Annotated in this window: 18 protein-coding genes and 1 pseudogene; 12 read left to right on the plus strand and 7 right to left on the minus strand. The window is 61.5% G+C overall.

The window, feature by feature from the left end; genetic code table 11:
• Positions 1–36: 36 nt before the first annotated feature.
• The 5 genes from GTP41_RS25135 (at position 37) to GTP41_RS25150 (ending at position 3,517) form a co-directional block, all read left to right on the plus strand.
• Positions 37–549, plus strand: coding sequence for a hypothetical protein (locus tag GTP41_RS25135; RefSeq protein WP_161028341.1), 513 nt, complete (start codon positions 37–39; stop codon positions 547–549).
• 1,308 nt (positions 550–1,857) lie between these two features.
• Positions 1,858–2,262, plus strand: coding sequence for a hypothetical protein (locus tag GTP41_RS25140; protein WP_161028342.1), 405 nt, complete (start codon positions 1,858–1,860; stop codon positions 2,260–2,262).
• A gap of 73 nt (positions 2,263–2,335) precedes the next feature.
• Complete coding sequence (locus tag GTP41_RS28175; protein ID WP_503826761.1) at positions 2,336–2,650, plus strand: immunity protein CdiI family protein; 315 nt, start codon at positions 2,336–2,338, stop codon at positions 2,648–2,650.
• A 70-nt stretch (positions 2,651–2,720) separates the two neighbouring features.
• Entirely contained in the window at positions 2,721–3,188 is a 468-nt protein-coding gene (locus GTP41_RS25145; RefSeq protein ID WP_161028343.1) for a hypothetical protein, read from the plus strand.
• Positions 3,189–3,262: 74 nt separating this feature from the next.
• Complete coding sequence (locus GTP41_RS25150; protein WP_161028344.1) at positions 3,263–3,517, plus strand: hypothetical protein; 255 nt, start codon at positions 3,263–3,265, stop codon at positions 3,515–3,517.
• Between the two features lie 759 nt (positions 3,518–4,276).
• On the opposite strand, the gene GTP41_RS25155 is transcribed toward GTP41_RS25150, so the two are convergent.
• The 4 genes from GTP41_RS25155 to GTP41_RS25170 form a co-directional block, all read right to left on the minus strand.
• The gene (locus tag GTP41_RS25155; RefSeq protein WP_161028345.1) at positions 4,277–5,101 is read right to left on the minus strand and encodes a carboxylesterase family protein; all 825 of its coding nucleotides are present in this window, start codon (positions 5,099–5,101) and stop codon (positions 4,277–4,279) included.
• A 30-nt stretch (positions 5,102–5,131) separates the two neighbouring features.
• Positions 5,132–5,551 carry an SRPBCC family protein gene (locus GTP41_RS25160; protein ID WP_161028346.1) on the minus strand — a complete coding sequence of 140 codons (420 nt, stop codon included), beginning with the start codon at positions 5,549–5,551 and terminating at the stop codon, positions 5,132–5,134.
• A gap of 193 nt (positions 5,552–5,744) precedes the next feature.
• The gene (locus GTP41_RS25165; protein ID WP_161028347.1) at positions 5,745–6,107 is read right to left on the minus strand and encodes a DUF8785 domain-containing protein; all 363 of its coding nucleotides are present in this window, start codon (positions 6,105–6,107) and stop codon (positions 5,745–5,747) included.
• Positions 6,104–7,138 carry a DUF475 domain-containing protein gene (locus tag GTP41_RS25170; protein WP_161028348.1) on the minus strand — a complete coding sequence of 345 codons (1,035 nt, stop codon included), beginning with the start codon at positions 7,136–7,138 and terminating at the stop codon, positions 6,104–6,106. The genes GTP41_RS25165 and GTP41_RS25170 overlap by 4 nt, the downstream gene beginning before the upstream one ends.
• Positions 7,139–7,207: 69 nt before the next feature.
• Between GTP41_RS25170 and GTP41_RS25175 the strand changes: the two genes are divergently transcribed.
• The 7 genes and pseudogenes from GTP41_RS25175 to GTP41_RS25205 all read left to right on the plus strand — a co-directional run bounded on the left by GTP41_RS25175 (position 7,208) and on the right by GTP41_RS25205 (position 20,313).
• A complete protein-coding gene (locus tag GTP41_RS25175; protein ID WP_161028349.1) occupies positions 7,208–7,627 on the plus strand; it encodes a divergent PAP2 family protein in 420 nt (139 codons plus the stop codon).
• A 217-nt stretch (positions 7,628–7,844) separates the two neighbouring features.
• On the plus strand, positions 7,845–9,029 hold the full coding sequence (locus GTP41_RS25180; RefSeq protein WP_161028350.1) for an efflux RND transporter periplasmic adaptor subunit: 1,185 nt from the start codon (positions 7,845–7,847) through the stop codon (positions 9,027–9,029).
• A 13-nt stretch (positions 9,030–9,042) separates the two neighbouring features.
• Positions 9,043–12,252, plus strand: a complete 3,210-nt coding sequence (locus GTP41_RS25185; protein ID WP_161028351.1) for an efflux RND transporter permease subunit — start codon at positions 9,043–9,045, stop codon at positions 12,250–12,252.
• Between the two features lie 75 nt (positions 12,253–12,327).
• A complete protein-coding gene (locus GTP41_RS25190) occupies positions 12,328–15,537 on the plus strand; it encodes an efflux RND transporter permease subunit (protein ID WP_161028352.1) in 3,210 nt (1,069 codons plus the stop codon).
• Positions 15,538–15,660: 123 nt separating this feature from the next.
• On the plus strand, positions 15,661–16,314 hold the full coding sequence (locus tag GTP41_RS27225; RefSeq protein ID WP_202419881.1) for a PEP-CTERM sorting domain-containing protein: 654 nt from the start codon (positions 15,661–15,663) through the stop codon (positions 16,312–16,314).
• Between the two features lie 172 nt (positions 16,315–16,486).
• Positions 16,487–17,923, plus strand: coding sequence for an OmpP1/FadL family transporter (locus tag GTP41_RS25200; protein WP_161028353.1), 1,437 nt, complete (start codon positions 16,487–16,489; stop codon positions 17,921–17,923).
• Positions 17,924–18,042: 119 nt separating this feature from the next.
• A pseudogene (locus GTP41_RS25205) lies at positions 18,043–20,313 on the plus strand (alpha-amylase family glycosyl hydrolase).
• 139 nt (positions 20,314–20,452) lie between these two features.
• Here GTP41_RS25205 and GTP41_RS25210 read toward each other — a convergent pair.
• From GTP41_RS25210 to GTP41_RS25220, 3 genes are read right to left on the minus strand one after another with little or no spacing between them, the layout of a single operon-like run.
• Complete coding sequence (locus tag GTP41_RS25210) at positions 20,453–20,809, minus strand: hypothetical protein (RefSeq protein ID WP_202419883.1); 357 nt, start codon at positions 20,807–20,809, stop codon at positions 20,453–20,455.
• 13 nt (positions 20,810–20,822) lie between these two features.
• Positions 20,823–21,749, minus strand: a complete 927-nt coding sequence (locus GTP41_RS25215) for an NAD(P)H-hydrate dehydratase (RefSeq protein ID WP_161028354.1) — start codon at positions 21,747–21,749, stop codon at positions 20,823–20,825.
• Positions 21,746–22,510 (minus strand): histidine phosphatase family protein, encoded by a 765-nt coding sequence (locus GTP41_RS25220; protein ID WP_161028355.1) that lies wholly within the window; start codon positions 22,508–22,510, stop codon positions 21,746–21,748. Before GTP41_RS25220 ends, GTP41_RS25215 begins: the two co-directional genes overlap by 4 nt.
• Positions 22,511–22,512 lie beyond the last annotated feature (2 nt).

Here is a 22,512-nt window from a genome sequence, read left to right on the forward strand (position 1 = left end):
CAAACGGCCGTTGGCATGTGAACCTTTTTTGAGTTTATGGAAATTGCGAAGCTAAATGGTCACTCCATCACGAGATGGGTTGGGACCGAAATGGCGTTATCTGATGGTGACGCGGAGAATGGTCCCGTACTATGGGAGCATTCGACGGTACCTTACCTGCAGCTTATAAGCATTGATCTTCAACTGAGCGATGGATCGGTCTTTCGAATGGCTTCGCAGTCGGATGACGGGAGCGAATATTATGGGTTGTGCCTGAGTGATCGAGATGTGATCGATACTCCATCCATTGCGGAGTCGGGGACGATTTTTCGTACGCGGCATTTGACCGAGCTTCCAATAGGCATGGCGACCGTTGTGGTTCCTGAAGATGACGGCCCAAACGCGATTCTGCGCGTCGAAATCGTGATTGACGGTCACACGATTTCATTTTGGGCCGCAGAGGTGTATGAGCGCGATGGCGGGAAATTCGACATTGTTGGGCGGGATGAGTCTATCCTCGTTCAAGTTGACGGAGCCCGGCCAAGGCGCTCCCTTGATGAGGTCGACTGAATGCGGCCATTAGCAGACTTTCCAAGTTCAGGTATCCCAATGGTTTATGAAAGGCAATATGAACATTCGTTTTTCGCGGATCTATTTAACTGCATACCTCGCAGTAGCAGAGGATCGCGTAAAGAGCTGGCCATCCGTCTAACTGAAAGCGCCGCTAGGCGAGTCGCTGCGCTCACTCAGGGCGCATCAGGCAGGTTGCTTTTCATCGAATGGGAAGGGAAAGTTTTAGATCGCGTCCTGATTGCAGGACCACTGGCCAGGGATATTGCTCTGAGTATCAACTCTCCAGTGGATGTTTTGGTCATGAGCGCGGCCCTACGGGGAGGAGCACTGCCCGATGAGCTTCATCTAATATCGTTGAAGTAGTTTGATTATTTGTTGGGGGAATGCCAGTCTTGAGGTATCGGACATCGGCCAACTGCAGCCGCTGACTTTTGGAAAGGGAAATGAATGAAAGATTGGTCCCCTCGCACAATCCGAGGTGCGATATTCTTTGGCGTCGGCCTAAGCGCTTTGCAAGCGCAACCGATTTTGACTCACGCCTTGTCAAGCTCATTGTTTTGGTCGGGACTATCGCAAGCTGGGTTGAGCCTAGTTGGTCTGGTCGGAGTAATTGTCGGGGGATATTTTTGGGCAACCAGGTACAAGACGTAGAATCATGTGCTGCAGTCGGCCAGGAGCGGCCGCTTTTCAAAATCATCTGTTAGCCTTGTAATGAACGACATTCTCGCTGCACATAAACATAGCTCGCGGCATCGCGCTGAAATAATGGGAAGTACCCAATGCGGGTGCTTCCATTGCCTCGCTAACTTTAGTCCGAGCGAAATTCGAGACTGGGTTGATTGGCCGGAAGGCACGCCGCCTGAGCTGGAGCTTGATGCCGGGACGACAGCATTGTGCCCAAACTGCGGGATCGACTCGGTGATTGGGTCCAGTTCTGGATTTCCTGTGACGACCGAGTTCCTAAGTCAAATGCGAAAGCATTGGTTTGAAGATTGATCACGCTCTGGTCAAATTCGGCCAGGGGCTGCCGGACGCTAAGAACTGGCATTGAATAGATTGTGATGGCCAAAATGAACCAAGACCTTGGTCCGTATCTGACCATGAAACAGCGAGGGGCTACTGTGCATGAGGTATATCGCAAAGCACGCCAGGATGGGTTTCGGAAGCACGAATGCCTTCTACTTATAATGGGCGTTTTTGATCTTGAACTTTCCGATGCGCGAGAGATTGGGCATCAGATATATTTTCAAGACCAAGGCCGCACCGGTGCATCGGACCGCAAGTAGTCGGCCATGAGGCCCTTCATTGGAACCAGATCTTTTACAAACCATGAATTGCTTGAAATGCGGTAGCTCCAATCTTGAACGACCCGAGGTGGCATCTGCACTGGAGATCTGGATTTGCAAAGACTGTGGCGGTGAGCTGGCCGTTCATTGCCATTATCTTCCGGACTTATCGGGAATTACAGGACATGAACTATTCATTGGGACTGCATTCATAGGGTCGAGCGCAGAAGCTCTGAAAGCCCTAATTAAACTAAAGAAAGTGCTGGCATTCGCTGAACGCTTTGAACCATTCAAACTAGAAGAGCAGCAGAAAGCAGGAAAGCTTACATGGGAGCTCGGGTATTTTCTGGACTTCGAGGTCGAGCAGGCAAAGATCGCATGTGCGAACATAGGAGTTACAACTTCATTCGTGAGGGCGGATTGATCTTATTGAATTGCCATGCGAACTGATACTGGCGCATCCCGGCCAACAGCCGACATTTGAGCTTGTGAGTCACATGGAAATTTATAAGCTACGATTCTCTTTCGATCCAGGCTCTGGCATTTGCCTTTGGTCGGAAAATGAACTGGCCAGAGATAGGTTCGGATACCCTGTTGAGTTGGATAGCCTTGAAATTACGCCGTCTGTGAAGAAGCGGGCGGAAGAACTGATAACACGATTTGATACGTCCCTGGATTGGAGTGACCCGGCAGGGCCTTCGCTATGGTCGGGTTTGGAACGTGAGCATTTTCTGGCTGATGCTGCCGGATTGCTCCGGTCACTGCAGGAATGCCTGGGGGCTGGCTTTGAGATACAAGATTGCAGCCGCTGACCTAGGCCGGCCAAATGCAGACGGCCGGCGAATGATAGTGCCGCCTAGTTTTTGTTGATGTAGGACGAGTGTGAGTTATTCAATTCAATCTATTGTGGCCCTGCGAGGGGTCTTTCCATGTGAATTACCTGATGCCTTGGAAGTTGTGGAGCTCAAAGGCGGCGTGGAGATGATTCCGCTTGGGACTATTGCGCGGGAATTTCACGGGATTCCATTCTTGCCCTTGACGGACGAAGGTGACGTGGAATTGCCATCTGCATTAACGCAGCTCTGCACTCAGATCGCGATGCGCGGAGATTTCGCTTACATCGAAGCGGAAGTCTTCGGGGGAGCAGGAACTCAAGCCTATGTCTTGTTCAGTGGGGGCAAGGCCGGGTCACCTATAGTAGCGAACGACGCCATCAACTACGCACTTCAATTGCTTGGTGTTCGAACAGGAAAGGACAGCGATGAATTTGAATCGGTGGGACTTGGTCGACACCGTGAAACCGACTCCTGGTTAACCCATTCGCCGTCGATCCAGATCATCGAACCATGAAAACTTAAGGCGTGCCTTAACGGCCACAAGCAGCCGCCTCCCAGTTTCACCAAGTATTCGAGAATGGATTAAAGTTGAGCAAGGCAATTTCGGTCAGCAAGGAGCTAGCTATTGAATTGGCATTGGTAGCTCTAAAAGAAGACGGCGTCTCCGTTATCGACGGCCCGATCAATGCCACGTATATGGATCGCCGTTTGGGAATTGGCAAACAGGATTGCGGCTGGGTTGTAAGTGCTCAGTACACAATTGAGGGGTGGTGGGAAAAAGGGCACGCAATAATTTACGTTTCTGACCCTGATGCCGAGGTTCAAATTCGGCCGAGTCTTTAACTGTAATTTCGCTAGGACCATGCCCCAAGGCTACCCGTTAGCCGCGCCGATACCACGAGGCACATTTTGGCGCAGCAGTACGGAAGCCGAGAACGGCCAAAAACAGACATTACAGGGCGCGGTTCGTATGCAAACATTGACGGGAAAGATACCTAACATTGTAGCAAGCTGTGCTGTTTTGGGCGGGCTTCCGTTGTTAGCATTCATAGTTCTATTTCTTCAGTTGACGGCGGCACGAAACGCAGGGCACCCACTAACCGGAGATGCGATTGGCCTAGCAATGATGTCAGTATTTTCATACGGACTCGCTTTACTGAGCTTTGGCATTGGCGCTATGTATTTTGGATATAAGCGGGTACGGCATCACCTGTTCCCCAAACGCTGGCACTTAATAGCTTTAGCTTGGGGCGCTGTTGAAGTTGCCGCACCAGTTCTGTACTTTGTATTCTTTTGAACCTGATGGCTAATGGCCAGAACCTGACGGTCAACTGTTCTTCGCGGCGCAGCCAACAATTGAGCTTTCTGTAAGCCTGACACCTATGTAGATTTAGAAATGAATATCCTTGCAAAAATTTTTGGTGGGAAGAAGCCTAGTGCTTTTCGCTTCCTGGGCAAATGCAGAATGGGTAAACAGGAAGATGATTAGCAGTAGTACTTTCTTCACTACGACCTCCAATAGGTGGCTAGAACGGTCAGACTTCTACGATCAGCGGCGCCGTCCGGCTGCGCTGGATTGAACAGCGTTTGAGTGGTCAGGTGCTATCTGCGTCGTTGACGAAACAGCCAATCCCGCCACCAGAATCCTGGGTAGATATCGGCAGGGGGCTGGTGCTCCAGGCCTACGTACTCTCTCAACGACACTTGCTGTCCACCGTGGCTTGCAATGGTTCGGATAAACCGCCTGTCCGCAACAATCGGATTCTCCACATCCGAACCACCGTGGATCGCGAGCACCGGAAGATTCGTAAAATTGGCTACCTGAGAGTCTGGAGGGGCAATTCCTGAAATAGGAGCGATGGCGGCGAACACTTCGGGAGCTTGCGATGGGAGCAGCCACGCGGCGGAGCCACCCATGGAGAATCCTGTTGCGTAGATCCGTGATTTATCGACTGGATGGACTGACGAAAACTCGCGTACCAGTTCCATTGCATCGCTCAGGGCCTGGGAGGCAACGGCATGCTGGTCTGGCGCGGGCGGTCCATAGTTCGCACTTCTGATCGGAAATTGGGGAATCAAGATAAAGGCTTGATAGCGATCGCGCACATCCGGCATTGCCCAGCTTTTGGCCATGCGTTCCAGCTGGCTTAGATTATCAGTGCCGATGCCGCCGGACCCGTGCAACTGAACTACCAACGGATAGGTATTGCCTGGGCTTAGCTTCGATGGGCGAAGCAGGCGGTAGGGCACTTGCATCCCTCGGGAAGAGGTGAAACTGCCGCTCTCGAATCGATTGGGTGAGACGGCGCTGAAGATATCTCGCCCCAAGGGCGTTGGATTGGCAATCAAATCGTGTTGACGGGGAGCCGTGGTGCAGCTTGCAAGAGCCGCGCAAAGGAAGATACCGAACGCAATTGTTTTTGTCATCAGTTCACCGCAATGGTTTTTTAGGTGAATTCATGATCTCGATGACTCCGACAGCGCTTTGAGCCGTTGCAGGGTAATGGGTAGCCCCGAGTTCAACTGCTTTACGAGCATTCTGCCGAGCACAAATGTCAGCGGCCCCGAGAACGTGACCCTGTGAATGACCTCGGTCATTCCGTGCAAGGGCATCAGCTCGTGCTCGAACACCATGCGGAATAATGGGATCTTCGACTCCACTGTGAAGCAGCGGTCGTGAACCACTTTCGTCAGAAGCATGGGGACTGTGTTCCCCTTGGTTGGCGTAAGGCGGCCGCGACTTCCGACCGCAAATGGGCCTTGGAGAGTTGCATGCTTGGTATCCGGGTCCCAGGTGTGCCAGTTCTCGACGTCTTGGTAGATGTGGAAGATTGATTCGGGGGCGGCAGCAACTTTGATGCGATGCTCAACTTGCATGAGGAGGGAAGGGGCCGTGGGATTGATTGGGCTCGTAGCCAGGCAGTACTCTCGCGCAGACCGAAGCGGATACGTCACAGATGTTGGCAATATAGCATGCGCTTCTGCAGCATGTGGCAGGAGTTTGCGGATTGGGTGTCAAACGATCGCGCGCTTGAACCCGCCAGGCCCGGAGGGCCTGGCCTTGCCTCGCTTAAGGCTGGATGGTGATGGATTCGACGAAGTATTGCGTGTCGCCGAAGCAGTTGGTCGGCAGGCCTTTGTGCTGGGCGTAGTGGAGCACGACGCGTTTGCCTGCGGCGGCGGCGATCTGGTTCGCCACGGCGTCGTCACGCACCGTGAATTCGAATTTCTCCGGGATGGCGCCGGGCATGGAGGTGAGCAGGATCTCGCCTTCCCAGGTCTTGCAGATCCAGCCGCGCTTGGAGAACTTCTGCAAGTACCCGGCGCGTTCGCCTTCGGAATACGAGTAGCTCATGGCTACCCAGACATAGGCTGCAAACAGCAGCGCGACGGCGGCCAGCAGGCCGCCAACAATCACCAACACACGGCTCATTCAGACTCCACAGGATGTAATTTCTTGTATTTGAGGGAAGACCACAGCGATACAACAATAAACGCGACGCCGGACAGGCCGGTGAACCACTCCGGAATATGGTACTTGACGCTGGAGAACATGATCACGGCCAGGATGCCGATCGCATAGTGGGCGCCGTGTTCCAGGTAGATGAACTCGTCCAGCGTGCCTTTGTGCACCAGGTAGACGGTCAGCGAGCGCACATACATGGCGCCAATCGCCAGGCCGAGCATGATGATGACCACGTCGCTGGTGATCGCAAACGCGCCGATCACACCGTCGAAGGAAAAGGAGGCGTCCAGCACTTCGAGATAGAGGAAGCCGCCCAAGCTGCCGCCTGCGACCACTTTGCCGGTTTCGTCGTGGCCTTCCTTTTCCAGGATGCTACTGAGCCAGCCGACGCCGACGTAAATCGCGGTGCCGGTCACGCCGGCATACAGCACCGAATACTGCTTGGCTTCCGGCACCAGCTGCACGCAGGCGAACACCGCCAGCAGGGTGAGCAGGATGGCCAGGCTTTCGGTGCCGTATTTGCCGACCTTCTCTTCGAACCAGTGAATCCAATGAACATCTTTTTCCTCGTCGAACAGGAAATTCAGGAACACCAGCAGCAGGAAGGAGCCGCCGAAGGCGGCCACTTCCTCGTGCACGCTCATCAGGTGGCGCGAGTACTCGGCCGGCGTGGTGGTGGCCATATCCCATACCTGGAACATGTTCAGGCCAGTCGCGACTGCCACGATGGCGAGCGGGAATACCAGGCGCATGCCGAACACCGCCACCAGGATACCGACCGTCAGGAACAGTTTCTGCCAGAAGGGATTCCAGTCTTTCAGGACCGAGGCGTTGACCACCGCGTTGTCGAAGGACAGCGAGACTTCCATCACGCCCAGCACGCCGGTGATCCACAGCGCCGTCAGCGCCGCGCGCCAGCCGCCATGCTCAAAGCCCCACCAGCCGGCCAGGCCCATCAGGATGATGGTGACGAGGATTGAGATCCTGAAATGCTTCATATTCTTTTGGTATTAATTATTGTTGGTGCGCCGATTATAATGGGGGATTGCCCCTTTAGGACGCCATACATGGATCTTGCTTACTTGCTGACGCCGCTGCTGACCTGGATTACGGTCGGCCCGATCAAATTCCTGATCAACAGTATCAAAGCCCGCCAATGGGCCTTCAATCTGGTCGGCAATGGCGGCTTCCCGTCCAACCACAGCGCGGTGGTGTCCAGCATGGCCACCCTGATCGCCCTGCGCGAGGGCATGGGCCACCCGGCTTTTGGTGTCGCCGTGACGCTGTGCTTCATCGTCGTCATCGACGCCAACAGCCTGCGCCAGCACGTCGGCCGCCAGGCTGCCGCCATCAACCGCCTGGCCAAGGATGCCACGGACCACAAATGGCTGCGCGAACGGATGGGCCATACCGTGGTTGAAATCACCGGCGGCCTGGCCACCGGCATCGCCATCGGCCACCTGGTTTTCGCCCTGTTCCCGCGTTAAATTCCCCCGAGGATTGCTACATGAATGTAGCAATCCTTTCCTCCCGTCTACTCCCCAAATTTGCGGTTCATCCGCAAATCCTGCAGTCCAGCCCCCGAAACCGGCGTTCTGGCTCCTGTTAATTGACACTCTCCCTCTGTAAAAGGATACTTTTGCACGCTGCGGAAGTATGCATTCGAATATATAAATAAGCTGTCCACCAAACCTGGAGATTCTCATGTTGCGTAAAACCCTATTAGCTCTCGCTGTTGCATCTGCGCTGGTCGCTTGCGGTAATTCCGGCAAAGGCCCGGAAGCCGGCAAGGCCAGCGCGTCCGCCACGGCTGACGCCAAAGGCAAGGGCGATGAAAAGAAACTGGCCACGCTGCAGGTTTCGTCCGAGGATCTGGTGAAGGTGGAGAGCAACGCCCTGGCGTCGGGCCCGGTGATCACCGGCTCCATCCAGCCTGAGCGCAAAGCCGACATGCGCGCCGAAGTCGGCGCCGTGGTCATGCAAGTACTTAAAGAAAATGGCGAAGCTGTCAAGAAAGGCGACCTGCTGGTACGCCTGGACGACACCGCGCTGCGCGACAACCTGGCTTCGGCACAGGAAGCGGTGCGCGCCTCGAGCCAGTCGATGGAACAAGCCGAACGCGTGCTGGCCCGCCAGAAAACCCTGAAGGCGTCCGGCATGGTTTCCTCGCAGGTGCTGGAAGATGCGGAAGTGCGCCGCAATAACGCGCAGTCCGACCTGTCGGCGGCCAAGGCACGCCTGGTCACCGCCAACCAGCAGATGACCCGTACCCTGGTGCGCGCGCCGTTCGACGGCATCGTCTCCGAGCGTAAAGTGTCGGCTGGCGATACCGCGCAAATCGGCAAGGAACTGGTGAAGGTGGTTGATCCTAACTCGATGCGTTTTGAAGGCCGCATCTCCGCCGACTCGGTGGGCGTGGTCAAGGCAGGGCAGGGCGTGGTGTTCTCGATCAACGGCTACCCGGGCCAGAACTTCCTGGGCAAGGTCAAGCGCGTCGATCCGGCTGCCAATCCTGTGACCCGCCAGGTGGAAGTGCTGGTTGATTTCGCCGACAAGAACCTGCCACGCGTGGCGGGCCTGTTCGCCGAAGGCCGCATCGAGGCGGAATCCACCTCGGCGCTGATGGTGCCTGAATCGGCGCTGGTCAAGCAGGGCGACTCCACCTATGTGTGGAAGATCAAGGACAAGGCGCTGGCCAAGACCCCGCTGCAAATGGGCGCACGCGACGCGCGCAGCGGCAACTGGCAGGTGCAGACCGGCCTGGCCACGGGCGATATCGTAATGCGCACCCCGGCCTCCGGCTTCCGCGATGGCCAGAAGGTCGAAATGCAAGCGCCGAAGGCGGTTGCCTCGGCCACCCTGCCAGCCGGCGCCAGCAAAGGCAACTAAAGGAATCTAAACCATGTTCCTGTCTAACTTCAGTATCAAGCGCCCAGTCGCCATGATCGTGTTGATCGTGGCGATGATGGCCATGGGCCTGCTGGCCCTGTCCAAGCTGCGCGTCAACCAGAACCCGGACGTTGAGATTCCGCTGCTGATCGTCAGCATTCCTTATCCTGGCGCGTCGCCGGAGACGGTCGAGCGCGAAGTCATCAACCGCCTGGAAAAATCGCTGCAGTCGATTGCCGGCGTGACCGACACCTACTCGACCTCGCGCGAGGGCAGCGCCACCATCGAGATGCGCTTCAACTTCGATAAGAACCTGATCGAAGCGTCCGATGAAGTGCGCAACGCCATCGCCTCGGTGCGCTACAAGCTGCCGACCGAGATGCGCGAGCCGATGATCCAGCGCATCGACACCTCGGCCGACCCGATCATGCAAATGTCGCTGTCGTCCAAGACGCAGTCGCACGCCGTGCTGTCGCGCATTGCCGAGGACAAGCTGGCCGACCGCTACCGCGCGCTGGACGGCGTGGCGATCGTCAACGTCAACGGCGCGCTGCGGCGCGAGCTGTCGGTGCTGCTGCGCGCCGAGAAGCTGCGCGAATTTAACGTCTCCGTGGCCGAAGTGGCCAACGCCCTGCGCATGCAGAACACCAACGCCCCGGTGGGCAAGGTGCGCGGCGACCTGGAAGAGAAGGCGATCCGCCTGGTGGGCCGCATCGAGCGTCCGGAAGAATTCAAGGACGTGGTGGTCAAGCGTAACGGCGACCAGTTGATCCGCCTGGGCCAGGTGGCGACCATTGAGGACGGTTTTGCCGACATCAACAACGTCAGCCTGCGTTCCGGCAAACCGAACGTCGGCCTGGCCGTGATCCGTGCCCGCGACGCCTCCACCGTGTCGGTGGCCAAGGCGGTGCGCAAGCTGACCGATGAAATCAACGAGGAGTTCAAGGCCGAAGGCCTGGGCAATTCGCTGGAAATCACCCGCGACGGCGGCGAGGACGCGCAAAGCTCCCTGAACAACGTGATCGAGGCGCTGGTGTTCGGCGCGGTGCTGACCATCTTCGTGGTGTACGCCTTCCTGAACTCCTGGCGCTCGACCCTGATCACCGCCATGTCGCTGCCGACCTCCGTGATCGCGGCCTTCATCGCGGTCTGGCTGTGCGGCTTCACGCTGAACTTCATGACCCTGCTCGGCCTGTCGCTGGCGATCGGCGTGCTGATCGACGATGCGATCGTGGTGCGTGAAAACATCGTGCGCCATATGGAGAAAGGCTCCGACCGCCGCAAGGCGGCGCTGGAAGGCACCGCTGAAATCGGCCTGGCCGTGGCGGCGACCACCTTCTCCATCATGGCCGTGTTCATCCCGGTCGCCTTCATGGGCGGCATGCCGGGCGAGTGGTTCCGTCCGTTCGCGCTGACCGTGACCTGCTCGGTGGCGGTATCGCTGTTCATCTCCTTCACCCTGGACCCGATGATGTCGGCCTACTGGGGCGACCCGGTGGACCACCACACCCGCCCGAAAAAGGGCATCGGCAAGGTGCTGGACAAATTCAACCACTGGTTCGACCACCAGGCTGACCGCTACGGCAAAGTGATCGCCTGGGCGCTGCACCACCGCCGCTGGATGGCCGTGATTGCGGTGGCATCCTTCGTTGGCGCGCTGGCCCTGCAGGCCACCGTGGGCGGCACCAGCTTCCTGCCGAAATCGGACTTCGGTTCGATCGCGATCGAGGTGCGTACCCCGTCCTCGTCCAGCCTGGAATACACCAAGACCAAGATGGACAAGGCGGCGCAGATCGCCCACACCATCAAGGAAGTCAAAGCCACCTCCACCTACGTCAACCTGTCGGGCGGCCGTATCTGGGTCGATATCGGCAAGCGTACCAAGCGTGAGCGCGACGCCAGCGAAATCGCGGTCGAACTGCGCCAGAAGCTGGCCGGCCTGGTGGGCGGCGAGTTCGTGGTGCTGGACGATATCAACAACGGCGCCCGCAAGCCGGTGCAGATCGACTTCGTCGGCCCGGATTCGCGCAAGCTGATGGAAATCACCGGCCAGTTCATGGAGAAGCTGCGCCAGGTCAAGGGCGCGGTGGACGTCGGCCTGTCCGAGCAGGACCCGAAAGACGAGCTGCAGATTGAGCTGAACCGCGGCCTGGCCAACTCGATGGGCATTTCCGCCGGTGATGCGGCGCAGTCGCTGCGCGTGGCTTTCGCCGGTATCGAAGTGGGCGACTGGGTCGACCCGACCGGCGAAACCCGCGACGTGGCCGTGCGCCTGCATCCGGACGACCGCGTCAGCCCGGAAAACATCGAGCGCCTGCCGATCTCGGTCTCCGGCACCAACCAGATGGTACCGCTGGACCAGATCGCCACCATCACCATGGGCAAGGGCCCAGCCACCATCCGCCACAAGAACGGCAAGCGCATGGTGTCCGTGGCCGCCAACGTGGAAGGTCGTTCGACCGGTGAAGTGATTGCCGAGGCCAAGAAACTGGCAGCGGAAATGGACTACCCGCCAGGCTTCGGCATGGACGTGGGTGGCTCCGGCAAAGACCAGGGCGAAGTGTTTGGCGCCATGGGCATTGCCCTGGTGTCCGGTATTGGCCTGATGTACCTGGTGCTGGTGATGCAGTTCGGTTCCTTCACGGCGCCGGGCGCGGTCATGCTGTCGCTGCCGCTGTCCCTGATCGGCGTGGTGGTCGGCCTGCTGCTGACCGGCGGCACGCTGAACCTGATGTCCTTCATCGGCGTCATCATGCTGATGGGCCTTGTGGCCAAGAACGCCATCCTGCTGCTGGATGCGGCGCGCAAGCGTGAGGAAGAAGGCTATGGCCGCGAGGATGCGCTGATGTACGCCGGCCGCATGCGTCTGCGTCCGATCCTGATGACCACCTTCGCCCTGATCGCCGGCATGCTGCCGGTGGCCATTGGCATGGGCGAGGGCGGCGAGTTCTATCGCCCGATGGCGGTGGCGATCATTGGCGGCACGATCACCTCCACCTTCCTGACCCTGCTGGTGGTGCCGACCTTCTACGACAGTATCGAGATCACGCGTGATCGCATGTTCGCCAAGTACAAGTACCGCGAAGAGCGCTGGAATACCGCCGTGGCCTTCGTGCTGACCTTCGTCGAAGCCATCCTGGCGCTGACCTTTGTGCGCCTGGTGTTCCGCCTGGTGATGAAGCTGGTCAACCTGGCATTCCGTCGCCAGCCGAAGCTGGCCTGACCCTGCGCCAGCAGAATGAAAGAAGGGCCCGCGGGCCCTTTTTTCTTACCCTTGATATTAATAAAAATACAATCAATGTTCCTGTCAAACTTCAGTATCAAGCGCCCGGTGTCGATGATCGTGCTGATCATCGCCATGATGGCGGTGGGCCTGCTGGCCTTGTCCAAGCTGCGCGTCAACCGCGAACCCGATGTTGAGCTGCCGATGCTGTTCATCTCCATCCCTTATCCGGGCGCCTCGCCGGAAACGGTGGAGCGCGAGGTGGTCAACCGCCTGGAAAAATCGCTGCAGTCGATTGCCGGCGTGGAGGACCTGTTCTCCACCTCGGGCGAAAGCGGGGCCCAGTTCGAGATCCGCTTCAACTTCGACAAGAACCTGATCGAAGCCTCGGACGAAGTGCGCAACGCCATCGCCGCGGTGCGCTACAAGCTACCGACCGAAATGCGCGAGCCGATGATCCAGCGCATCGACACCTCGGCGCAGCCGGTGATGCAGCTGGCGCTGTCGTCCAAGACGCTGTCGCATGCGGCCATCTCGCGCCTGGCGGAAGACAAGCTGGCCGACCGCTTCCGCGCCCTGGACGGGGTGGCAGTGGTCAACGTCAACGGCGCGCTGCGGCGCGAGCTGTCGGTGCTGCTGCGCGCCGACAAGCTGCGTGAATACAATGTTTCGGTGGGCGAGGTGAGCCACGCGCTGCAGATGCAGAACACCAATGCGCCGGTGGGCAAGGTGCGCGGCGCGCTGGAGGAGAAGGGCATCCGCCTGGTGGGCCGCATCGAGCGCCCGGAGGAATTCAAGGATGTGGTGGTCAAGCGCCGTGGCAACGAGGTGATCCGCCTGGGCCAGCTGGCGCAAATTGAAGACGGCTTCGCCGAGATCCACACTATCAGCAAGCAGAACCTCAAGCCGAATGTGGCCCTGCATGTGGTGCGCGCACGCGACGCCTCCGCCGTGTCGGTGGCCAAATCGGTGCGCGCGCTGACGGCGGACATCAATAAGGAGCTGGCCGCCGACGGCACCGTGCTCGATATTACCGAGGACGACGGCAAGAACGCGCAGGAATCGCTGGACAATGTGATCGAGGCGCTGGTGTTCGGCGCCGTGCTGACCATCTTCGTGGTGTACGCCTTCCTCAATTCCTGGCGCTCGACCCTGATCACGGCGCTGGCGCTGCCCACCTCGGTGATCGCCGCCTTTATCGCGGTCTGGCTGTGCGGCTTCACGCTGAATTTCATGACCCTGCTCGGCCTGTCGCTGGCGATCGGCGTGCTGATCGACGACGCCATCGTGGTGCGCGAGAACATCGTGCGCCATATGCAGAACGGTTCCGACCGCCGCACCGCGGCGCTGGAAGGCACGGCCGAAATCGGCCTGGCGGTGGCCGCCACCACCTTCTCCATCATGGCGGTGTTCATCCCGGTCGCCTTCATGCCGGGCCTGGCCGGCGAATGGTTCCGTCCCTTCGCCCTGACCGTGACCTGTTCGGTGGCGGTGTCGCTGTTCATCTCCTTCACGCTCGACCCGATGCTGTCGGCCTACTGGGGCGATCCGCCGGACCACCACAGCGCGCCGAAGAAAGGCATCGGCAAGCAGCTTGATCGCTTCAACCACTGGTTCGACCAGCAGGCCGGCCGCTACGGCAAGGTGATCGCCTGGGCGCTGCGCCACCGCCGCTGGATGGGCGCCATCGCGCTGGCCAGCTTTGCCGGCGCCATTGTGCTGCAGGCGACCCTGGGCGGCACCAGCTTCGTGCCCAAGCAGGACCGCGGCACCATCCGCGTCGACGTGCGCACGCCGTCCTCCTCCAGCCTGGCGTACACCACCACCAAGATGGACAAAGTGGCAGCGATCGCGCACGGCATCAAGGAAGTGAAAGCGACCGAAGCTTATATCAACCTGGCCGGCGGCAATATCTGGATCAATATCGGCAAGCGCAATGAGCGCGAACGCGACGCGGTGGCGATCGCCTCCGAGCTGCGCCAGAAGCTGGCCGGCCTGGTGGGCGGCGAGTACACCGTGGTGGACGACCTGGGCGGCGGCGGCGGCAAGCCGGTGCAGATCGACTTTGTCGGCCCGGACTCGCGCAAGCTGATGGAGATCACCAACGAATTCATGGGCAAGCTGCGCCAGGTGCCGGGCGCGGTCGATGTCGGCCTGTCCGAGCAGGATCCGAAAGACGAGCTGCAGATCGAGCTGCACCGCGGCCTGGCCAATTCCATGGGCATCGCCGCCGGCGACGCCGCCTCCGCCTTGCGCGTGGCCTTCGCCGGCATCGAGGTCGGCGACTGGGTCGATCCGACCGGCGAGGCGCGCGACGTGGCGGTGCGCCTGCACCCGGCCGACCGCGCCGGCCTGGACAGCATCGCGCGCCTGCCGATCGGCGTCGCCGGCAGCAGCCAGATGGTGCCGCTGGAGCAGATCGCCAGCATCACTATGGGCAAAGGCCCGGCCACCATCCGCCACAAGAATGGCAAGCGCACCATTTCCGTCACGGCCAATGTGGAAGGGCGCTCGCCGGGCGAGGTCACGGCCGACGCGCGCAAGATCGCCGACAATATGGTCTATCCGGAAGGCTTCGGCCAGGACGTGGGCGGCGCCAGCCGCGAGCAGAACGAGATCTTCACCTCGATGGGCATCGGCCTGCTGTCGGGCATCGGCCTGATGTACCTGGTGCTGGTGATGCAGTTCGGCTCCTTCACTGCGCCCGGCGCGGTCATGCTGTCGCTGCCGCTGTCCCTGATCGGCGTGGTGGTCGGCCTGCTGCTCACCGGCGGCACCCTTAACCTGATGAGCCTGATCGGCGTCATCATGCTGATGGGCCTGGTGGCCAAGAACGCCATCCTGCTGCTGGACGCGGCGCGCAAGCTGGAAGAGCAGGGCGCCGGGCGGCAGGAGGCGCTGATGCAGGCCGGCCAGATGCGCCTGCGGCCGATCCTGATGACCACCTTCGCCCTGATCGCCGGCATGATGCCGGTGGCGATCGGCATGGGCAACGGCGGCGAGTTCTACCGCCCGATGGCCGTCGCCATCATCGGTGGCACCATCACCTCCACCTTGCTGACCCTGCTGGTGGTGCCGACCTTCTACGACAGCATCGAGCAGGCGCGCGAGGGCATGGTGGCCAAATTCCTGCAGCGCGATGCGCGCTGGGGGGCGGCCATGGCCTTCCTGCTGACCGCGGGCGAGGCGCTCGCGGCGCTGCTGATGCTGCGCATGGTGTTCCGCCTGCTGCGCGGCCTGCTGCGCCGGCTGACGGGCGGGCGCCTGCGGGCCCGCAGCGCTTAATTGCCTTTAGTTATGTGTCGATATTCTTTACAAACAGATATTGCCGCTGAGATAAGCTATTGATTTTTATACATGGCACAACTATTGCTATCAAGGTGAAACTAACTCACTTGGAGCTGCAACATGAAAAAGACCTTGATCGCTGCCGTACTGTCCCTGGCCACCCTCGGTGTCGCGCATGCCGGCCCGGCCTACACCGCCGTTGGCGTGCAGAACGATGTCAGCTATAACGCGGTGCTGAACGGCGGCTGGTCGGTCGTGTACCGTGGCGATTACGGCACCGGCTTCAACCTGGGCGACGTCATCAGCGGTATTGCGGCGGGCAAGAACGTGATGTTTGCCGCCCTGCAAGACGGCTCGGCCACCTTCAAGCTGCTGAGCTATGCGGCCAAGGAACAGGTCTTCTCTCTGACCGGCCACAACCAGACCCACGCCGCCAACGGCGCGGAATGGTATTACAACGGCTCCTCGATCGGCTTTGCCGGCCTGGGCGATCTGATTTCCCAGGATTCGGCAGACACTGGCGGCGACGGCTTCGGCGCGAACCCGGAAAACGACCGCCTGAGCTGGCACGTCAACGGCGATCCGAACTTCGTGGCCGGCGGCTGGCGCGCCGGCAATGTGACCTGGCTCAACTCGTCCACCGAGTGGGACCGCCTGATCCTGGTGCAGGATGCCGTGGCGGCGCCGGCCGACGTGCCGGAACCGGCCAGCCTGGGCTTGCTGGGCCTGGGCCTGGCCGGCCTGGCGGCAGCGCGCCGCCGCAAGGTTCGCTGAGCGCACACCACCGTATAACAGCGGGAACAAGGGCCTTCGGGCCCTTTTTTGTTACACAATTCGCAATTTAAAAGCACTCTCGTGCGCTTTTAGTGTAAACTTCGGTGCCCTTGCGCATTTCCCCCAGCGCAAGGTTAAACATATATCAATAACTAACAAGCCGAGACTTACCTTGAACCCAAAATACCTCACTCTGCTGGTAGCGGCCGCGCTGTCCGCTGCTTCTTTCTCCGCTAACGCATCCGGTTACCGCTTTGGTTCCCAGTCCGTGTCCGGTCAAGGCACGGCCGATGCCAACGGCGCCGAAGCGGCCGACGCCTCCACCATCTTCGCCAACCCGGCCGGCCTGACCCGCCTGGACGGCATGCAGTTCGTGGGCGGCGTAACCGCCGTGGTGCCGCATTCCGAATACAAGGATGCTGGCTCCAAGCGCTTCACCGGCACCCCGACCGGCGGCGTCGCCAGCCTGGATGACTACGCGCCGACCGCTGTCGCCGCACCGTCCCTCTACCTGTCCAAGAAGCTGAACGACCAGTGGACCGTGGGCCTGGGCACCTTCGTGCCGTACGGCGCCAAGCTGTCCTATGACTACGGCTGGACCGGCCGCTACGCGCTGACCAACATCGACCTGAAGTCGATGACCATCAACCCAAGCGTGGCCTTCAAGCTGAACGAGCAGCACTCCTTCGGTTTCGGCCTGGACGCCGAGTTCATGAAGGCCTACCTGGGCCAGGGCGTGGACGTGCCTGGTTCCGTGCTGGCACTGAGCTCGCCAACCCCGGAAGCGCAAGCGCGCCGCGCTGAGCTGCTGAAGCACATCGTCGCCGCCGGCGGCAACCCAGCCGCGCTGGCCTCCATCAAGGATGGCCACGCCGAGATGGACGGCAAGGATTGGGGCTATGGCTTCAACCTGGGCTATATGTACCACCTGAGCAAAGACACCCGTTTCGGCGTGGCTTACCGCTCCTCGATCCACCACAAGCTGCGCGGCAAGGCCGTGTGGGACTTCTCTGGTGTGACCACCGACGCCGTGGTGAACAAGGTGCTGCAAGCGTCCTCGCGCAAGACCAATTCGGCCGCGCTGGTTGACATCAAGACCCCGGAAACCCTGTCGGTCAACATGTTCTCCCAGGTGGACGACGAGCTGGCCCTGATGGCTGACGTGACCTGGTCCCGTCATTCCCGCATGAAGGACCTGCACATCGAGTTCGTCGGCACCACCGAAGGCGACGAAGTGATCCGCCAGCAGTGGAAAAACACCCTGCGCGCATCGCTCGGCATGAACTACAAGCTGAACAGCAACTGGATGCTGCGCGCCGGTGTGGCGATTGATGAAGCGCCAGTGGAAAACGCGACCCTGCGTCACGCCGCGCTGCCGGATTCCGACCGCAAGCAACTGTCCTTCGGCGCCAACTGGAAGCTGTCGAACAATTCCTCGATCGACCTGGCCTACAGCTTCCTGAAGTTTGACGAAGCCAAGACCACCTACAAGAACGACTGCAGCCCGCTGCACCCAGCCGGCTCCTGCACCGGCAACGGCGAAACCACCGTTGGCGCATGGAACACCCGCCTGCACCTGCTGGGCCTGTCGTACAACCACAAGTTCTAAGCCCCTTCCGGCCTGAACCAGAAACCGGCGCCCTCCGCAAGGAGGCGCCGGTTTTTTTTATCGGGGCCTGTAGTGAAATTACAGACGTTATGAAAATTCGCCGTGCCCTCGGGGTGGCGATGCTGGGCTGCGCCTTGTTGGGCAGCCCGCTAGCGCATGCCGCCATCAATGCCAGCAAGCTTGGCGCCGCCTATGACGCCAGCAAATCCAGCATCAATTTCAAGGTGTATTCCAGCCGCGCCACGCGCATCGAGCTGTTCCTGTACAGCGCCGCCACCGGCCAGCAGGAAAAGGCCCGCCTGCCGCTGACCCTGGGCGCCGGCGGCGTCTGGAGCCTGAACGTGACCAGCGTCCAGCTCGCCAGCTATGGCATCGGCGGCACGGTCTACTACGGCTACCGCGCCTGGGGCCCGAACTGGCCGTACAACGCGGCCTGGGCCAAGGGTTCCGCCACCGGTTTCATCAGCGACGTCGATGCCAGCGGCAACCGCTTCAACCCGAACAAGCTGCTGACCGACCCCTATGCGCTGGAAATCAGCCACGACCCGGTGACGGCCAGCATGGGCAACGGCACCATCTACGCCAGCGGGCCGCTGTACCGCAATATCGACAGCGGCAGCAGCGCGCCGAAAGGGATCGTGCTGCAAGGCGACAGCCAGTCGATCGGCAGCAAGCCCACGCGCGCCCTGAAGGACGATATCGTGTATGAAGCGCACGTGCGCGGCCTGACCAAAAACGATGCCGGCATCAGCGCCGCCTACCGCGGCACGTACAAAGGGGCAGGGCTGAAAGCGCCTTACCTGGCCAGCCTGGGCGTGACCGCCATCGAATTCCTGCCGCTGCAGGAAACCCAGAACGACACCAACGACGCCGATCCGCTGACCACCACGGGCGACAATTACTGGGGCTACATGACCCTGGGCTATTTTGCGCCCGACCGCCGCTACAGCTACGACAAGAGCCCGGGCGGCCCGACGCGCGAGTTCAAGGAAATGGTCAAGGCATTCCATGACAGCGGCATTAAGGTGTACATCGACGTGGTGTACAACCACACCGGCGAGGGCGGGGCGTGGAATGCCGGCGACACCAGCACCTACAACCTGTACGGCATGCGCGGCCTGGACAACCCGACCTACTATTCGCTGACCGCCGACTACCAGAACGCCTGGGACAACACCGGCGTCGGCGGCAACTACAACACGCGCAATACCGTGGCGCAGAACCTGATCGTCGACTCGCTGGCCTATTGGCGCGACCAGCTGGGCGTGGACGGCTTCCGCTACGACCTGGCCTCGGTGCTCGGTAACACGTGCCAGCATGGCTGCTTTAACTTCGATAAGATGGACAGCGGCAATGCCCTCAACCGCATCGTGGCGGAACTGCCGCCGCGCCCGGCCGCCGGCGGCAGCGGCGTCGACCACATTGCCGAGCCGTGGGCGATTGGCGGCAATTCCTACCAGGTCGGTGGTTTTCCCAGCGGCTGGGCGGAATGGAACGGCATCTACCGCGATGCCATCCGCCAGGACCAGAACAAGCTGGGCGTGGCGGCGGTCACGCCGGGCACGCTGGCCACGCGTTTCGCCGGCTCCAGCGACCTGTATGGCGACGACGGCCGCAAGCCGTGGCACTCGGTCAATTTCATCACCGCGCACGACGGCTTCACGCTCAAGGACCTGTACAGCTGCAACAGCAAGAACAACAGCCAGGCCTGGCCCTACGGCCCGAGCGACGGCGGCGAAGACAATAACAACAGCTGGGACCAGGGCGGGGCGGCGGGCGAGCAGCGCAAGGCGGCGCGCAACGGCATGGCGCTGATGCTGCTGTCGGCCGGGGTGCCGATGCTGGTGGGCGGCGACGAAGCCCTGCGCAGCATCAATTGCAACAACAACCCGTACAACCTCGATTCCAGCGCCAACTGGCAGAACTGGAGCTGGACGACGGACCAGGCCAATTTCCAGGCGTTCACCAAAGGCCTGCTGGCATTCCGCAAAGCGCATCCGGCGCTACGGCCCGCCAACTTTTATGCCAGCGGCGACGGCAACGGCAACGTGATGGAGCAACTGCGCTGGTTCAAGCCCGATGGCACAGTGGCGGATGCCGGCTACTTCGGCAACAGCGCCAACCACGCGCTGGCCTGGCGCATCGATGGCAGCGAGTTCGGCGACAGTGCTTCCGCCCTCTATGTGGCCTACAACGGCTGGAACGCCAGCGTGAATTTCACCCTGCCTTGGCCGGGCAATGGCAAGAGCTAGTATCGCGTGACCGACACCTGCGGCTGGGCCGAAGGCGCCGGCCAGGTACGCGCGCCCGGCGCGGAAGATGCGATCGGCGGTGAAAACTATGTCTACGGCCTGTGCGGGCGCGGCGTGCTGCTCCTGATCGCCAAATAGCCATGGCGTTGCCGCTGGCGCCCGATTCCGAATTGCCGGCGCCGGTGCCCGGGCCGGCATTGGCGGGCGCGGGCGTGACCGGGGCCGGCGGCGGTCCCAGCGTGCGCGCCGTGCGGGCGGCGCGTGGCCGTCACCGCGCTCAATAGCCCGGTCGGCGGTCGCGTTGCGGATCCTTGTGGTCCACCTTGTCCGGCGCGGTGCTGGAGGGCAGGCCGCTGCCCTGCGTGCCCTGGGTGCCGCTGGTGCCGCTGCTGGGCGTGGTGCCGGTGGCCGGCGGCGTGGTGGTGTCGGGCGGCGGGGTCGTGCTATCGGCGGGCGGCGTGGCCGGGCTGACCGGGGCCGTCTCCGGCGGTGCGACGGGCGGCGGGGCCGGCGTCGTGGTGTCCGGCGTGGTTACCGGCGCCGCAGTGTCGTCCGTGCGGTTCTTGCAGCCAGCTACGCCGGCCGCCAGTGCTGCGCCCAGCAACAGGGCGCCTGCTTTTGCTAAAGTGTTCATTGCTCAACTCCTTTCATTGGGCCGCCAGCACCCGCAGCAAGGCGGGCACTTCGGCGGCGATTTCGCGCGCCAGGTAGCCCAGCGGGCCGCAGCGTAGCGCGAGCTGTTCGCCGGCTGCCCCGTGCAACGCCACGCCCCAGGCCGCAGCCTGCTCCAGCGTGGTGCCACGGGCCAGGAGCCCGGCGATGATGCCGGCCAGGACGTCGCCCGAGCCGGAGATGGCCAGGCCGGCATTGCCGCCCTGGTGTTGCCACAAGCTGCCGTCCGGCGCCGCCAGCACCGTGGTCGCGCCCTTCAGCGCCACCACCGCGTTCCAGCGCTCGGCGGCCGCCCGGGCCGCGTCGTGCGGCGCCTGCTCGATCGCGGCGCGTTCCTTGCCGGTCAGGCGCGCCAGCTCGCCGGCATGCGGCGTGAGCAGGACCGGGGAGGGGAAGCGGAACTGCTCCCAGTCCACCGCCTCGTCCAGCAGGTGCGGCTCGCGGCGCGGATGCACGGTGCACATGGCTTGCGCGTCGAGCAGGATGGGGATGCTGCCGAAGCGCTCCAGCAAGCCATGCACCAGTTCCACGCACGACGCTTCGTCCTGCATGCCGGGGCCGACCAGCAAGGCATCCACCTTGCCCGCCAGCTCGCCCAGGCGGCGTGCGCTATCGGCCTGCACGCCGTGCGCGGCGGTCTCGCCGAGGCCGATCACGCGCGCCTCCGGCAGTGCGGTGCCGAGCTGCGGCGCCACGCTGGCGGCGGTGCCCACGGTCAGCTTGCCGGCCCCGGCGCGCAGGGCCGCCTCGGCCGCCAGCAGCGCCGCGCCCGGCATTTCGGCCGAGCCGGCCACCACCAGCACATGGCCGCGCGTCTCCTTGTCGCCATCGAAACCCGGTTGCGGCAGCGGCCAGCGCCGCAGCAGGGCGGGATTGAGTTCGGTCGCTGGCAGGCGGCTCATGGCTTGGGCGCGGCCGGGATGTCCGGCTTGTCGGTAATGGGCGTGCCGCTGTCGCGCAGCGGCGTCACGAAGTTTTCCAGCTCCAGCACCAGTTTGCCGCGCTTGCCGGCCTGCGGGTTGAACTGGTAGGAGGTGACGCCGCAATTGGGCACGTCGGCGGCGCGGTCGATGGCCAGGATGGCGCCCTCGTCGAGCCGCTCGAACAGGTAGCGGAAGCAATTGACGATCACCTGGTGGCCGATGATCAGCACGCGCTCGCGGCGGTACTCGCGCGTGATGGTGTCGAGCACGCTGCGCAGGCGCAGGATCACGTCGCACCAGCTCTCGCCGCCCGGCGGGCGGAAGTAGAACTTGCCGACGTGATTGCGCTGCTCGGCCAGTTCGGGGTATTTGTGCGCGATGCCCCGTGCGGTCAGGCGGTCGGTGATGCCGAACTCCTTCTCGCGCAAGCGCTCGTCGGCCTGCACCGCCAGCATGTCGTCCGGCCCCAGGCACTGCAGCACCGCCTGCGCCGTGGCGCGCGCCCGCAGATAGGGCGAATACAGCACCACGTTCGGCTGGCGCCCCGGCGGCATGGCGGCGAACCACTGCGCCAGCGCGTCGGCCTGGCGCAGGCCCAGGGCCGACAAGGGGACGTCGACATCGCGCTCGGCGATATCGATCAACAATTCATTGGCCTCCGTCGCCACATCGCGCGCCACATTCCCCGCGCTCTGCCCATGACGCACCAGCCAGATATGTTGCGGCCATTTTTGCTCCATCG

This window comes from Pseudoduganella guangdongensis (assembly GCF_009857475.1).
Lineage (GTDB): Bacteria > Pseudomonadota > Gammaproteobacteria > Burkholderiales > Burkholderiaceae_D > Rugamonas > Rugamonas guangdongensis.